The organism is Butyrivibrio sp. MB2005, from assembly GCF_000424285.1.
In the GTDB taxonomy this organism is placed as follows: domain Bacteria; phylum Bacillota; class Clostridia; order Lachnospirales; family Lachnospiraceae; genus Butyrivibrio.
Window position 1 is genome coordinate 153,675 of sequence record NZ_KE384158.1, and the last position, 15,586, is coordinate 169,260.

General features: G+C 41.5%; 10 protein-coding genes. 1 reads left to right on the forward strand and 9 read right to left on the reverse strand.

Features of this window, described 5'->3' with window-relative positions; all coding sequences use genetic code 11:
• Positions 1-15: 15 nt before the first annotated feature.
• Genes glpK through G610_RS0117325 form a run of 5 tightly spaced genes read right to left on the reverse strand, consistent with a single transcriptional unit; the run spans position 16 to position 6,062 of the window.
• Positions 16-1,494, reverse strand: coding sequence for a glycerol kinase GlpK (glpK, locus tag G610_RS0117305; RefSeq protein ID WP_026525776.1), 1,479 nt, complete (start codon positions 1,492-1,494; stop codon positions 16-18).
• Positions 1,491-2,423 (reverse strand): transketolase family protein, encoded by a 933-nt coding sequence (locus tag G610_RS0117310; RefSeq protein ID WP_026525777.1) that lies wholly within the window; start codon positions 2,421-2,423, stop codon positions 1,491-1,493. Before G610_RS0117310 ends, glpK begins: the two co-directional genes overlap by 4 nt.
• Before the next feature lie 60 nt (positions 2,424-2,483).
• Positions 2,484-3,308 carry a transketolase gene (locus G610_RS0117315; RefSeq protein WP_026525778.1) on the reverse strand — a complete coding sequence of 275 codons (825 nt, stop codon included), beginning with the start codon at positions 3,306-3,308 and terminating at the stop codon, positions 2,484-2,486.
• 14 nt (positions 3,309-3,322) lie between these two features.
• Positions 3,323-4,753, reverse strand: coding sequence for an L-fucose/L-arabinose isomerase family protein (locus G610_RS0117320; RefSeq protein ID WP_026494824.1), 1,431 nt, complete (start codon positions 4,751-4,753; stop codon positions 3,323-3,325).
• 22 nt (positions 4,754-4,775) lie between these two features.
• The gene (locus G610_RS0117325; protein ID WP_026525779.1) at positions 4,776-6,062 is read right to left on the reverse strand and encodes a prolyl oligopeptidase family serine peptidase; all 1,287 of its coding nucleotides are present in this window, start codon (positions 6,060-6,062) and stop codon (positions 4,776-4,778) included.
• 781 nt (positions 6,063-6,843) lie between these two features.
• On the opposite strand from G610_RS0117325, the gene G610_RS0117330 reads away from it, so the two are divergent.
• Positions 6,844-7,848, forward strand: coding sequence for a LacI family DNA-binding transcriptional regulator (locus G610_RS0117330; RefSeq protein ID WP_026525780.1), 1,005 nt, complete (start codon positions 6,844-6,846; stop codon positions 7,846-7,848).
• A gap of 125 nt (positions 7,849-7,973) precedes the next feature.
• Here the strand turns inward: G610_RS0117330 and G610_RS0117335 are convergent, their stop codons facing one another.
• From G610_RS0117335 to uidA, 4 genes are all read right to left on the reverse strand, one after another.
• Positions 7,974-9,269: a leucine-rich repeat protein gene (locus G610_RS0117335; protein WP_026525781.1), complete on the reverse strand. Its 1,296-nt coding sequence runs from the start codon at positions 9,267-9,269 to the stop codon at positions 7,974-7,976.
• Between the two features lie 36 nt (positions 9,270-9,305).
• Positions 9,306-10,793, reverse strand: coding sequence for a DUF1593 domain-containing protein (locus G610_RS21505; protein WP_051198096.1), 1,488 nt, complete (start codon positions 10,791-10,793; stop codon positions 9,306-9,308).
• 65 nt (positions 10,794-10,858) lie between these two features.
• Positions 10,859-13,453: a glycoside hydrolase family 3 protein gene (locus G610_RS0117345; protein ID WP_026525782.1), complete on the reverse strand. Its 2,595-nt coding sequence runs from the start codon at positions 13,451-13,453 to the stop codon at positions 10,859-10,861.
• Between the two features lie 64 nt (positions 13,454-13,517).
• On the reverse strand, positions 13,518-15,374 hold the full coding sequence (gene uidA / locus G610_RS0117350) for a beta-glucuronidase (protein WP_026525783.1): 1,857 nt from the start codon (positions 15,372-15,374) through the stop codon (positions 13,518-13,520).
• Positions 15,375-15,586: the final 212 nt, after the last annotated feature.

A 15,586-nucleotide genomic window follows, 5' to 3' on the forward strand; every position in this document is an offset into this window, starting at 1 on the left:
GCACAAAACATCGAACTATGGCTGAAGTACCTTTCTTACTGCGGCCTTCCAGCCATTGTATTTTTTATCTACTTCACTCTTATCCATAGAAGGCGTAAATGCTTTTCTCTCTATTCCGTCAAAAAGCTCTGCCTTGTTATATATTCCTAGTGAAAGCCCTGCGGCATAAGCTGCGCCCATGGCTGACAGTTCCTCAGCCGGGGGAACCATTACGGGAACGCCCACGATATCTGACTGGAACTGCATAAGATAACCATTCTTAGTAGCACCTCCATCAGCCCTAAGTTCTGTGATGGGAACGCCGGCATCATCATTCATGGCCTTAACTATATCTGTTATCTGATAGGCAATGCAGTTAAGGGCATCACGAACTATCTCCGCTTTTCTGGTGGTTCTGGTCATGCCGCAGATAACAGCTTCTGCCTTGCCATCCCAATAAGGTGCTCCAAGTCCTGAAAAAGCAGGAACAAGATATGAATGATCATCCTCAGATGCTTTTCTTGCAAGCTCTTCTGTCTCAGATGCTGAGCTTATAAGCTCGAGGTCATCCTTGAGCCAGGTGATGACAGCTCCGGAATAATTGATATTTCCCTCAAGAACATACATAGGCTCGCCGCCCATGCTCCATGCAAGAGATGTCACAAGACCGTGGTCACTTAAAACTTTATCTTTTCCGATATTCATCATCACAGATGAACCTGTGCCATAAGTGGCTTTGACCATTCCCTTTTCATGGCATCCCTGACCGAATAATGCTCCATGGGAATCACCAAGAACACCTCTGATCGGTACAGGCTTATCAAGAAATCCCTCAAAATCCGTTTCGCCATAATCTCCGTCAGAATCAGTAACTTCCGGGAGTCCGGTTACAGGTATGTCAAAAATCTTGCAGATTTCCTCATCCCAGCAAAGCTTTCCTATATTGAAAAGCTGAGTTCTTGATGCATTTGAATAATCGGTTTTAAATACCTTTCCACCGGTCAGTCTGTAAACAAGGTATGCATCTACTGTTCCACAGCGGAGCGCATTTTCTTCTGAAAGCTTTTTGGCTTCCGGAACATTTCTTAGGATCCACGCAATTTTGCCTGCAGGAAAATAGGGTGAGAGATTTATTCCTGTGGCCTCTCTTATAAGGTTTGCATGACCCTGCTGCATTATCTCATCACAGATACTCTCTGCTCTTGCACACTGCCATACAATAGCATTGTATACAGGTGTGCCATCCTTTTTCCAGGCTATGGAAGTCTCTCTCTGATTGCTGATTCCAACACCTGCTATTTCAGATTTATCGATGCCGGAGGAAGTAACCGCTTCCTTCACGACACCTATTGTATTCTTGTAAATTTCTTCAGGATCATGCTCAACCCAGCCCTTATCGTTAATTATCTGTTTGTGGGGAAGATCTTTTCTCGCAACCAAAGCTCCCTTCTCATCAAAAATAATAGCCTTTGTGCCCTGGGTACTTTGATCGATGCCTAAAATATATTTGCTCATGCCAGTGCTTCCTTTGCTTTTTTAGCTATGCCCTCAGCATTCATTCCGTAGTAATCGAATACTTCTTTGGATGTACCTGTGATAACAGGTGCATCGGGAAGTGCGATCTCAAGAACTTTCTTAGGGCAGTTTGCAGAAACAACCTGTGCAACCATTGATCCAAGGCCGCCAAAGGGTGCATGCTCTTCTACTGTTACAACTGCTTTTGTCTTCTGAACTGACTTGATGATTGTTTCAGTATCAAGAGGCTTTACGCAGTACATATCGATAACTTCAGCACTGATGCCTTCTTTTTCAAGGAGTTGTGCTGCATCTGCTGCAGGCTTAACCATCTCACCGCAAGCGATAATTGTAACATCGCTTCCTTCATTTACAATGGTTGCCTTATCCATCTCAAAGGGACAGTTATCCTCTGTATAGGTATCCTCTACAGGATTTCTGCCGGTTCTGATATATGCAGGCTTTTCATCCTTTAAAAGAGCTTCCACAAGATACTTTGTTTGATGTCTGTCTGAAGGCAGATATACTCTCATGTTGGGGATTGCTGCCATAGCAGCTATATCCTGTGCACTGTGGTGACTCATTCCAAGTGCGCCGTAGCTTACGCCGCCGCTTATTCCGATGAGCTTAACGTTCATGTTGGAGTATGCGCAGTCTACCTTTGCCTGCTCATAGCTTCTTGTTGAAACAAAGCTTGCAGGAGACGCTGCAAAGGGCTTTTTACCTGTTTTTGCAAGACCTGCTGCGATACTTACAAGATCCTGCTCTGCTATTCCGACCTCCACTGACTGCTCAGGGAAATTTTCAAAAAATGGTGCAAGTGATGCTGAACCTCTGGAATCACTGCAAAGAACCACGATATCCTTATCATCCTTTGCATGTTCCATGAGCACATCACAGATTACTTTTCTATTGGGTATGTTATTCATTAAATGACCTCCAAATCAAACCGCCGCCTGTTATTGGCATTGGCCATATACTTCCAGATTTTAGCTAAGTGCCTTAATGTGCTCATCAAGGTCTTTCATTATCTGCTCATACTCCTCGGCAGTAGGCACGTGATGGTGCCAGGATGCCTTGTTTTCCATAACTGCTGAGCCCTTGCCCTTAGTGGTGTTGGCGATTATGCAGGTAGGCTTTTCCTTAGTAGCCTCAGCTTCATCAAAAGCAGCTTTAAGTGCGTCAAGGTCGTTACCATCAACACTTATTACATGCCAGCCAAAGCTTTTTACTCTCTGGAAAAGATCCTCATGGGCCATTACGTCCTCGGTGCTGCCTGAAATCTGAAGCCTGTTTCTGTCAATGATTGCACAGAGATTATCAAGCTTATACATGCTGCCTGACATGAAGCCTTCCCAAACGGAGCCCTCTGCCAGTTCACCGTCACCCATAACCACATATGTGCGGTTCTTTCTGCCATTCATCTTATTTCCAAGAGAAATGCCTACGCTTACAGGAAGTCCGTGTCCAAGGGATCCGGAATTCATCTCCATGCCGGGAAGCTTGTTGTTGGGATGTCCGATGTACTGTGATCCGAATTTGGAAAACTTACTTTTTACTTCATCAAAATCAAGGAAGCCTTTTTCACAAAGAACAGCATAGTAAGCCTCAACAGAGTGTCCCTTACTCATGATGAAAAAGTCTCTGTCAGGATCATCCTGATTTTCCGGAGAGATGTTCATTCTATCAAGATAGAGTGATACAAGAACCTCCATAACACTCATGTCTCCGCCGATGTGACCACCGCCGCCTTCCATGATTATGTCTACTGTATCTTTTCTTAATTTGTATGCTAATGCTTTAAGATTACTCACGTATTGCCTCCTGATCATACTTCATCAAAAACTACGTCTTCACCGTGAAGATAAGCCTTAACCTTATCCTCGATGGGATCATAGAGATCGGGCTTAACTCCGATGTATTTGCATGCCTCGTAGATTACGGGCACGATATCCTCGTGGATACCTACGCAGTGATGGATGTAGGGTCCCTCAACTACCTTTGCTTCAAGGCGCTTTAAGTTTGCAACTTCAACCCAGAGATAGGTTCCCTTTGTGAAAGGTCCCTCAACACCCTTAGCGTGTCCAAGAAGGATTGAATACTCACCATTGTCACCATCAAAACGAGCCAGTGTAAGAAGTCCATGCTTAGCTTCAGCTGATACTGCTCCGTTATGCTCGAAAGCAACAGGTACGCAGATTGTGGGCTTTTCCTTGGCAACAGAGATGGGCCAGGGTCCGCAGTGCTGCAAAAGCTCGCCGTTTTCATTGTCAGGATGACGAACTGTCCAGTCTGCAAAGAGGCCTCTCTTTTCATTCATGCCTGCAGCCTCAACAAGAATCTGTGTGATGGCACCGTGAATATCTGTTTCGCATACAACAGGAATGCCTTCTTCATTAAGTAGTGAGTTTGCTGCGCAGGGCATGATTCCTATCTCGCCCTGAAGTGCATTCCAGCACTGGATAGCGATTGCACTTGCGCCATATTTTGTTGCAAGGTTCTTCATAGCGATCTTGAGAGCAGCTACGTTTGTAAGAAGATCCTCTGAAATATCGCAGGTCATGTTTTCATGGCAGTATGCTACTACCTCTGCAACCTGATCGGGAGTCTTTTCTTTTACTGTCTTAATCTCAGCTGTGAGCTCAGGAATCGGAATAGGTGCAAGCTGAATGTTGAACTTTTCAAGAAGCTCACCTTCATTGCACATGGTGCTCCAGAAATCGAAGGGTCTGGGACCGATCTGAAGAATTCTGATGTTTCTGAACTTCTTAACAACGTTACAAACAGCAAGGAAATCCTTTACGCCTCTTGCAAATTCAGGATCATCAAGTCTGCAGTTTGTCATGTATGTGAAGGGAACGCCGAATCTTCTGAGGACTTTACCTGTTGCAAAAAGTCCGCACTGTGAATCACGAAGTCTCATTCCGTCCGGCTCAGGTCTCTCATCACGAGGTCCCCAGAGAAGTACCGGAACGTTCAACTCTTTAGCAAGTCTTGCGCACTCATATTCTGTACCAAAATTGCCATGAGGAAGGAAAAGTCCGTCAACCTTTTCTCTCTTAAACTTCTCAGCGATCTTGATTCTGTCTTCATCATCATAGAGGAGGCCTTCCTCGTTAATATCCTTAATATCTACATACTCTACGCCAAGCTCATCAAGCTTATCTCTTGTGAGGTTCGCGAACTTAATTGCATCGGGAGCACTGAAAATGCTTCTTCTTGTAGGTGCCAGGCCAATTCTGATCTTTGCTTTTTCCATAGTCATAATCTCCTTTTTTGAATTACTTTTTCTGCAGTGCAAGCCAATCAAGTAGGGTTACTTCTTTGCCGTCTACTACCACCGGTTTACCGTCGAAGTCTACTTTACAGTCGTCGTTAAGCATGGGAATCCATGCGAAGTGTCCAAGGTATTCGAAGGGATTACCATTCTCGTCTTTAAATCCCATGTGCATATCTACTATCTTGTCCCAGAAGGTGAAGTGAACGTTCTTTGCGCCTGCCTTCATGAGACGGTCGTAGGTAGGTGATACGTACTTATCGGGAACTACCACGGGATCGTTCTTAGCGTGGGTGAACCAAATGGGCAGATCCTTCATCTTATCGATGTGGGCATCTGTGATCTGGCTGTCTATCATTGCCTCGCAGATCGGGAATGCTGCAGCGAAGAAATCAGGATAATCCATGATCATTCGCATTGTCATAAATCCGCCGTTTGAATCTCCGCCCACGTAGATTCTGTCAGTATCAATTGCATCAACGAATCTGTCTATGAAGTGATCTATCGTCGCCTTTAATACTTCTACATATTTGGAATTTCCGCTGTCGCCGTACTCTCCGCTTCCATCATCAAGCCACATTGTGGGGCATTGAGGTGAAAGGACGAATACTCCATCGAATTTTTCCTGAACCCAGTCTTCTGTAAGAGCAGGAACATTGTTGCCGCTGTATGAGATTGATGTCTCATCTCCGCCTTCTCCTGCGCCGTGAAGCCATACGATAAGGGGCTTTTTGCCGCCTTTGAGATTAGGAGTAAAGTATCCGTATCTGAGAACCTTGGTCTCATCATCTGAATCAAACTCCTGGAATCTCTCCTTGTCTGGATTAAATACTCCTGCGCAGGTATCAAAAGTAAGACCGATTATCTTATCATCGCCATCGCCGATTTCTTTTAACTGCTCAATTCTGTAATCATTAACTGTATATCTCTCGTGTCCGTTAATGTTTTTCCAGTCTGCAGCAATTGCTGAGCTGCACTTATATGCAGGACCGAATTCAAGTTCAAGGGCAGCATATCTGCTTTTTCCGGAAACCTTGTTGCCTTTCATATCGCTGGCATAAGCATCCTTTATAACTCTGTAGCCCATGCTTGGAACGAACTGGTCGCGTTCGATGAAGGACTTTGGCATCTCCACCACGTCGCCCTTTTTATCTCTGATAGTTACGAAGACGCTGAATGCATCTTTTTCAAGTTCTTCAGTTCCAATCTCTCTGGGCATCCCCAAAATAAGTTTAGTTACATACGGACCAAAATCGGTCACATCAATCAACTGATAATAAATCCCGTTCATTTCTACCTCCTATGTTCACCGGCTGTTTATAACATATATGGTTCTCTCGGCTGACGCTCTCGCTCTGTTTCACACGCAACTACTTCTTGCTTTTCTTGTTGCTTCCTTTTTCTTTCTTATCGCTTTCTGATTTTATTTCTTTTACTTAGATAAATATAAAATACAGTCAACTTAATTTCAGTAAATAATTAAGTGTTATTAACTTAATTATTTACTTAATTCATCATGTAAACATTGATATTTTCTACATTTGCCATTATTATTGAATTAAGTGAATTAAATAGCACTTAGTAGAGTATGATTTTAATTAAAAACACGTATTTAGACATTTTTGTAATACTCGCGTGTCATCGTCCAAGGATTAGTACTACCAAATCCATATATCAGCACGCATTTTTTACTATATATGCATTCTGCGTGCCTATATTTCCAGAAGCAGACACGCATTTCAGTTCATTTGTTCTTTATGCGTGTAACGTTTTCAATGACTTGACACGTTTTTTATACATTTAAGAAATATGCGTGTATAAATCTCTATTATCTTGCACGCCTTTTATGATTATTTGCAAAATGCGTGTCTGATAGCTTATTACAGAACACGCATTTTTGCGCACAATAAAAATATGCGTCACATATTTTAGTATCTTATTTTGCAGCCGACACGCAAAATGAAAATCACCTGAAAATTACGTCAAAAACTGAAATATCAACGACACATAGGATAAATACAAAACGCAAAGCACCTTATAATGTAGCAAATAAACACTATCGAGGAACGATTATGGGAATTACTGCAAAAGAACTGGCAAAGAAAATGGGGATAAGTGCTGCTGCGGTAAGTATGGCGCTTAATGATAAGCCGGGAGTAAGTGCAGCTACAAGGAAGAAGATCAAGCATGAAGCTGAAAAATACGGATATGATTTCAGTAAAATAAAAGCTTCCGCCATCAAGAACGGAAGCATATATTTTGTGATTTACAAAAAGAACGGCGTAGTTGTTGCTGATACGCCTTTTTATGCTGAGCTCTCTGAAGGTATCTCCAATGAATGTAAAGCTCAGGGTTATAAGCTTAAAGTCCAATACTATTATGAATCCGATTTTACAACGGCAGACCTTGAAGCTATACAATACTCTGATTGTATAGGCGTAATAATTCTTGCAACAGAGCTGACACCTTCTGATCTAAAACCATTTCTCACACTGCCTGTTCCTGTGGTAATACTGGACAGCTACTACGAGACCATAGACAGGGATTTTGTCACCATCAACAATGTGCAGGGAGCCTACAGGGCCACTCAATATTTAATACGAAAAGTAAAGTCTCAGCCCGGTTATCTTATGGGCAGCTATCGCATACAAAATTTTAAAGAGCGCCAGGAAGGCTTTAGAAAAGCAGTCCACGAAAATGGCATGTCCCGTTCTCAAAGTATCATCCACGAACTCTCTCCCTCTATCGAAGGCGCCTATCTTGATATGTGCGACATTTTAAAAAACAAAGACTATCTTGCCAGATGCTATTTTGCTGATAATGACCTTATCGCTGCCGGAGCCATCAGGGCTTTTAAAGAATTCGGCTACCGCATACCGGATGACATCGCTGTTGTAGGTTTTGATAATCTTCCAATAAGCCAGATTATTGAACCCTCACTTTCAACAATCAATGTCCCCAAAGCAGCCCTTGGCGGTGAAGCTGTTAAAAGACTAATTATGAGGATTCAGGATCCAAAGCTTGCCTACACCAGAATTCAGATTACCTCAAGTCTGGTGGACAGATACTCGGTATGATTTAAAATTAAAAAACAGAATAACATACCTTTTTTAGCCATATCACAACAATCAGAATTCCTATTTTAAATACACGTAAAAAGACTTCTTGAGGACATTTTCTTATCCCACAAGAAGTCTTTATTTTACTTTGTTACTTTCTGATTCTTTCCGTTAAATCCTTTTGCACTGAAGATCTTTGTATAGCTTTTAACAACATTCTTTTTAACCTTTGCCTTTGCTTTTGAATGAAGTCCCTTGAAGGCATTCTTTCCCACATTCTTCTTTTTCAGAAGCGTGGTCTTTACTGTAAGCTTTTTAAGCTTCTTACATCCGTTATAGGCATTAGTTCCAATCTTTTTGACATTCTTACCTATGGTGGCCTTTGTCATCTGCTTGTGATTTTTGAAGGCTTTTTCAGCTATCTCGGTTACTTTATACTTATACGCACCAATAGGAATTTCATCAGGAACAATACCGTTCTTAATATTCTTTGACTCAGGTCTTAAGTATTTAACCGTTCTGTTTGACTCTGCTACAGATGTGATCTCGTAATACGCACCTTCATATATAATAGTCTCACCAATCTGACGAAGTGCATATTTCCCTGTCTGAGTCTCTTTTTCTACTTGATCCATACCTTCAGCTGTGAAAACAAAATATACAGTATTATAGAATACTACTGCTTCCTCTACCAGGAACTTCTTAGCCTTTTCGCTCATCACATACTTATAGGTACCATTAAAGGATCTTGTTTCCAGAGGAATGATACTTGATGATAAATCATATATATCATATGTAACAGAAATCTCAGGGGGAGCAGTTTTATCAAAATCAAATTTGCCACTATACCTATAGAAATCTATCTGATTTTTATCCGATTCTGTAACTACTTCGTCCAAATAATCCATCCCATCAAAAATCGTATCCAGCAATATGAGCATTTCATCTTTATAATAGTTTTGTCTGCCCTTACTGAGATCAACAATTTTTACTCCCCTGTCACATTGGAGAATATCAGATTCAGGTAATATAAATGTAACTTTCGAATAGTACTCACCCTGATTTTTTCTTGGATTCTTAACTTGCAATGAATATCTGCCACTTATATTTTTCCCCTGAAGCACAGTAAAATAGCATAATTCACCTTCTTTTACCCTGATATCCGGATTGCCATCAACATCCAAATCAATGTTATCTCCATTGTTGGTATATTTGTATTTTATCTGTCCCTCCAAACCCAGATACCATTTAGTAGCTGAGAAACCTATAGCTGAATCACCAACAACCATCGCATAACCATCTGTCATATCAATGACAAGTTCACCTAAATCGTTATCAGCAGCTCTTGCTGACATTGACATTCCGGGCACTGACATGACTAAAAACATGACTGCCAAAAATGCAAAAAAAATCCGCACAAATACCCGTTCCTTTTTCATACTATTATAAAACCTCCCTATAAACAGTAATCCCCCTCAGTCTATTTTAATGATAACCTGTTTATAGTCAAATAGTCTGTAATGTCCTTTTGATTCTGCTTTAACCATGATATGAATCAGATCTCCGCTCTTTGCTGATTCAGGAATGGTTATTTTAGCTGTATTATCTGTAGTTTCAAGGGTAACCTCTGCTGCGCAGTCTGCACTGGCATCCTTATAAACTCTGAAGCTGATATCTGTATCCAGATTATCCGGATTCTCGGCACTTGCAGTGAGGGTAACCACATCACCTTTTGATGCGGATATATCAACGCCCTGCTCAATTGAAAGTTTTGGAGAATGTTCGCCCTTTTCATAGCTTCCATCTGCAGCCCAGGCAACTCTTGCAGCAAAATCTCTCTGAATGTCTGCAACATAAAGCCACATGGATTCCTGTTCAGACTCATTTCCATCCTTATCTGTATAGATATCCTTGGAAACATCCCATAGATTGCAGTCTTCACCTTTGGAATTCTTGTAATCAACCTTGTGATATCTTCCTGCAACTCCGCCGTAGGTCACATCCTCAAGAGTTCTTGTTCCAAAGGGAAGCAGTATGAAAAATGTAGGAGAATCACCCTCAGATAAAAAGTCATATTTCTGAGGAACTACTTTCATGAATCTTGCTCCAAACCATTCATTTACGATATTAGGATTTGCTCCAAACTGACCTTCCGGACCTTCGCCTTCATATTCATGACCATCAAGCCATGTGCAGTAACCCTTTATCAGTGCGCTGTCTTTTGACAGAATTTCTTTTTCCATAAAGTCTGCCTTGAGAGTATCCTTGCTCTCACCCTCAGGCATTACAAACCAGGGATAAGCATAGCTCTGCATCTGAAGAGTCTTTATGAACTGAATGCCCGGCCAGTTCTCAGCAACATATTCCTTGTATGCAGGATCCTGTTCGCCGCAGGCTGTAATTACAACCTTCTTGGTAATCTTTGAATGAAGCTCTGACCACTCAGGCATATTCTCATACTCTTCCTGAATGTCCTTAAGTGCTCTTGCTACTGTATTCGTTCCACCCCAAACCTGAATGTAAAGAGTTCTCTCATCATCATCCAGGATACGCTCTTTGATAAGATCAGAACCTTCTGTAGCTTTTTCCATCTCACCTTCATAGCCGATGTTTCCGATCTTGGTAATAGACCTTAGATAATCCGGTGTAGGGTATCCTTCCGCATGCTTGCAAAGATTGGGATAATCCTTCTCGTAATCATCGATCTCTTCCATCATCCAGTCTGTTCCGGGCCATCTGTATGGCTGATCAAAAGGTCCTGAAACTTTAGCAAATTCACCGCTAAAATCATCATCAGATTTTTTGTCAGGCTTAACAGCACCGGGGATTCCAACCCAGTGGAATTTTGAAGATGTCTGAACTATACCCTGAAGCTCAACTTCATTTGCATAGTAAAGAAAATGTCTTAAGGAATTCTGATCATCTACTTCAGCGTCCTGAGTAATAATAGTACGAATTTTCATCTGTAACTCCTCCTGTAAAAAATTTTTGCCTTATACCTTCAATAAAATAAATCCCTATACCTACTCTATTTTGAGTAGTCCTTCATCATTTTAACATAGTTAAGAAGATGGATGACAGCAATTCTAAGTTCATCCAGGGTTACTCTACCTTCATCGTAGCCCTTAAGAACCTGTTCAATTACAGGCGGTCCACCGGGCATAACAACGTCATTTCCTGCAGCCACGGCATCTGCACCGTCTACTACAAAATCCATATCGCCCCAGTCAGTTACAACCACGCCTTCAAAGCCCCACTCGCCACGCAAAATTTCCTTACACAGAGCATGACTTCCACCTGCAAATGTTCCGTTTATTTTGTTGAAAGAACTCATTATAGTTACAGGATCAGAGTTCTTTATTACCATTTCAAAAGGCTTTAAATAAATCTCTCTTGCGGCCCTGGCTGAAACGATGCTGTCAACTGCATCGATATTTTTCTTAAGACTGCCTCTTCTGTAAGTCTCCTGCTCGTTCAATGCAAAATGCTTGGGACAGGTTGTCACCTGATTATTTTCTATGGCGCCTTTGCAGATCTGAACACCCATTGTTCCACAGACAAAAGGATCCTCTGAAAAATACTCAAATGCTCTTCCTTCAATTGGATTGCGGATTATGTTAAGTCCGGGAGCAAGCCATGCACTAACCTTAAGTTCCTCTGCTTCTCTACCGCATGCACTTCCAAATTCATAAGCAAGTCCTTTATTAAAAGTGCAGGCGATCATCATCCCTGTAGGCCACGCAGTTTTACCAACGCTGGCGGGACCGTCCTTATAATAGCAGGAAAAGATTCCGTACTTATCAATGGCAGGATTTATGTATCCGGGCATTGCTTCGGGATGAGAATTTCTGCCTATATCGGTTCCGTCATCATATTGAATGGTAACAGGAGCCTTCTGACCAATTCCTCCAAAGGGAAGTCCGGGACCAAAGCCGTTACATAAAACTGCCAGCTCCTTAACACTCATCTGACTAACAAGGGCTTCCATAGATGCTCTACCTGCAATTACATCTGCAAGTGTTATGAAGCTCTTTGGATCAGTGCTATCCTCATTAGCGTGTATTACATTACCGTTTTCTGCTGTTTTTCCTGAAGCGTCCTGAGAATCATTCTCAAAACTGTATTCCTTTTTCTCACACTTTTCAATAATCACATCATCCTTGGAGATGGTGATTTCTTTAAGATTTCCTGTATCTTCTACAGTCATTTCCTTTTCAGGACAGATAAGCTTAATCTTATCTTTGTTGCAGGCCTTCATGCCTATGTCAGCAGAAAGTTCTTTTGTTACAATCTCTTCTGCGACAACAATTTTCGCAATAGCTTTAGCACTATCAGAGCTGTTTCCAAGGAAAAGAATATACTCTCCCTTTTCTATTACATAGTTGCCGCCCTTTTCATCTTCTACAAAAACGGCCAGTTCGCCTAAGTCAAAAGAAAGTGCAATGTTTTCTGATGCGCCGGGTGCCAGTTCAAAAGTCTTCTCAAAATCTACAAGCTCCTTATATGGATTTTTCTCTTTTCCAAAGGGCTTATGAACGTAGAGCTGAATCGTTTCTTTTCCTGCAAAACGATCTGACTTATTTGTAACATTGCAAGAAACCAGCGCTCTTCCGCCTACATTAACAAAGTTCACAACTTCAGTGTCAAACTCAGCGTATGTAAGTCCAAATCCGAAGGGATACGCAACCTTCTTCTCAAAGCTGTCAAAATATCTGTATCCCACATACATATCTTCTGCATAGACGGTGACAGGGCTTACATCCTTCCCAGTGCTTCCGTTATCAGCTGCTGAAAGTCCGTAGTCTTCATAGGTCTTGATGTTTCTATCTTCATCCTTGTTAAATGAAAAATGCTCAGCTGTAGGATAATCCTCATAGAATAAAGCTGCTGTCTGAGAGAGTTTTCCGCTAAAATATACCTTCCCGGAAATAAGATCAGCAAGGGCTCCTGCCGCCTGTTCACCGGATGTTCCCATGAAAATTGCAGCCTTGATTTTGTCGTTACTCTTAATCCAGCTGGTATCTATCATTCCGTTTACATTAAGAACAACGATCACTTTTTCAAAACTATTGCAGGTAGCATCAACAAGTGATTTTTCCACATCAGTTAAAAGATAATCATCCTCTATTCTTCTGTCGCACTCTTCACCACCGGTCTGTCTGCCTATTACAATGATGGCTGTATCTGTATCTTTTGCCGCATTTTCAAAAAGCTCATTTTCCGGCACAGGTTCAGGTGTAACAGCCTGATATTTTCCAAAAAGCTCATAAATAATTCCGCTGGCAACAAGTCCCTCTAAATCCATTGCTGCAAAATCGGCGCCTTTATTCTTAAGTTCTTCCACTTCCTTTTCATGGACATTTTGATAATACTTATCAAAACCTTTGTCCAGCTTCAGTCCTGCATTTACAAGCTCATCCCTAATCTGAAGCGTATTATCACTGTGAGAAGCCCCTGATCCGCCACCACCGATAATGGTTGCGTTCTGAGTTCTGCCAATTAAGGCAATCTTCTTACCTGCTTCAAGGGGCAGTAATGATTCTTCATTCTTAAGAAGAACCATGGCTTCTGTTGCTATTTCTCTCGCTAATCGTAACCTTACATTTTCATCCCTATATTTCATTTTGTTAAACCCTCTCTAGTATTTCAGTCGAATGAAATATTCATCTTAAATAGAATTAAGTTTATTAAAGATTATTTGTGTTTTCCCATCTGTCTTTCAGTTTAAATGCGATATCCTTGGGCTGCCTGTTACGTGAGAACACTCCCTTCTTGTTACCTGCAACACGGAAAGTTCCCTCAGAAGTCTGGAAATCTGCAAAGTTCCAGGTAAGCTCACCCTTAACAAAATCGTACTTATCGAAAATCTCAAAGTTCATGTCGTAGTACTCGTTCTGATACTCCTGAGTCCACATAACTGACGGAAGCTTGTGCTCCGTAGCAAGGGTATCTGCACCAAACTCTGTGAACACAAAGGGCTTATTCAGATTAAGTGCCTTCCACTTATCCATCTCCTCTATGAAAAGCTCTCTTGCATCCGAAAGCTCGGAGCCTCCGCTGATATACCAGCCATAATATCTGTTAAGGCTAATAAAATCGCAGAAAGGATAACACTGACATTTATCCGGAGAAGATGTTTTCTCAAGAGCTCCTGTAAGAGGGCGCTTTTGAGGATCAAGTTCTCTTGCATATTCAAAAATATCCTTAAAATAATCATGCGCAAAAGTGCTTATGGTCTCAGGCTCATTGAAAAGGCTAAATGAAATAACCGAAGGATGATTTTTATCTCTTGTTATCATTTCCCTTACTGCATTTAAATGATTTTCCTTAAGCTTCGGTACCGTGTCAGTTTCAAAGAAATATGTGTACTTACCACCTTTTCCTGCATCCATGAAATTAAAGAAGGAACGCATCATGCCAACGGCGGGAACCTCATCGATAATAAGGAAGCCCTCCTCATCAGCAAATCTGTACCACTCCTCCGCATATGGATAATGACTTGTTCTGAAGCAGTTGGCACCTATCCATTTCATGCACTCAAAGTCACGCTTTGCTATGCCGTAATTAAAACCTCTTCCGATAATATCGAAGTCCTCATGTTTACCAAAGCCCTTCAAGTAAATGGGCTTTCCGTTAAGAAGGATATCTGTGCCCTTTACCTCTATGGTTCTAATACCGATTTTATCTTCGTAGGAATCAATCTCCTGTCCATCCGACAATAAATCAAATTCTATTCCATACAGATAGGGATTCTTCGTATCCCAAAGGTTCGGCTCATCTACTTCAAAGCATGCTTCACCAGAATAAACATCTTTTTCTTCATCATGCTTCATTTCAAAAACAGCATCACAAATCTGACATCCCGATCTGTCTGTAAGATAAGCGCTTCCTTTAAGCGATTTTCCGCTAGCTGATACGGCTTCAAGTCTTACCTTAACAACTGCTTTATCACCTACTGTTTCAGTTATCACATCATAATCAGTAATGCACTCTTCACCCACGCTCATAACCCATACTGAACGATGGATTCCGGCATAATTAAAGAAATCGAAATAGGGCTTTACCAGCTTTTTACCATTCTTAAGAGTGCTTACATTTCCGCAAGGAAGCGTAGTCTCATCCAGCTCATTATTAGCCTTTACAACAAGTTTATTATTTTCCTCAAAATTAACCGCATCTGACACATCAAGAACAAACGGAAGGAAACCACCTTCATGACTTCCAACCTCTACGCCATTTACATAAACTGTTGCCCTGTGTGTAACACTTCCAAATCTGATATAAGTCTTCTTACCTTCCTGCTTAGCCGGAGCATAAAAATCGCACTCATACCAGAAGGTTCCGCAATAATCCCTTGACTCCTTATCAGTAAAAAAGTCATTAAACGAAGCCGGTACAGGCATATTTATTGCACTCTTAGGAAGCCCCTTAGTCCAGCCATCACCTTCACCTTTTTCTTCTCTATCAAAGCTGAACCTCCAAAGTCCGTCCAGCTTCCTCTCATCTCTAAACCTATTCCTAACCGGATAAAGTAAACTCTTCATACTCTTCACTCACTTTCTTAATTTTTCCATTACTTTACGTGGAATCTACGACTTATTCTTATTACACACGTAGTTTTTACCTACTCTATATACGTACTTACGTGTATGTTATAGCTTTTCCAGATTTCACACGTAGTTTTCAGCTACTTCCGCACCTCTCATGCGCTACAAGGCATCACCTCACATGCTATAAGCCATACCTCTCACATGGT

Coding starts and splice junctions, on each gene's coding strand:
- glpK (WP_026525776.1), bottom strand. CDS start 1,494: ATGAGCAAATATATTTTAGGCATCGATCAAAGTACCCAGGGCACAAAG.
- G610_RS0117335 (WP_026525781.1), bottom strand. CDS start 9,269: ATGAAAAAGGAACGGGTATTTGTGCGGATTTTTTTTGCATTTTTGGCA.
- G610_RS21505 (WP_051198096.1), bottom strand. CDS start 10,793: ATGAAAATTCGTACTATTATTACTCAGGACGCTGAAGTAGATGATCAG.
- G610_RS0117345 (WP_026525782.1), bottom strand. CDS start 13,453: ATGAAATATAGGGATGAAAATGTAAGGTTACGATTAGCGAGAGAAATA.
- G610_RS0117325 (WP_026525779.1), bottom strand. CDS start 6,062: ATGAACGGGATTTATTATCAGTTGATTGATGTGACCGATTTTGGTCCG.
- G610_RS0117330 (WP_026525780.1), top strand. CDS start 6,844: ATGGGAATTACTGCAAAAGAACTGGCAAAGAAAATGGGGATAAGTGCT.
- G610_RS0117320 (WP_026494824.1), bottom strand. CDS start 4,753: ATGGAAAAAGCAAAGATCAGAATTGGCCTGGCACCTACAAGAAGAAGC.
- G610_RS0117310 (WP_026525777.1), bottom strand. CDS start 2,423: ATGAATAACATACCCAATAGAAAAGTAATCTGTGATGTGCTCATGGAA.
- uidA (WP_026525783.1), bottom strand. CDS start 15,374: ATGAAGAGTTTACTTTATCCGGTTAGGAATAGGTTTAGAGATGAGAGG.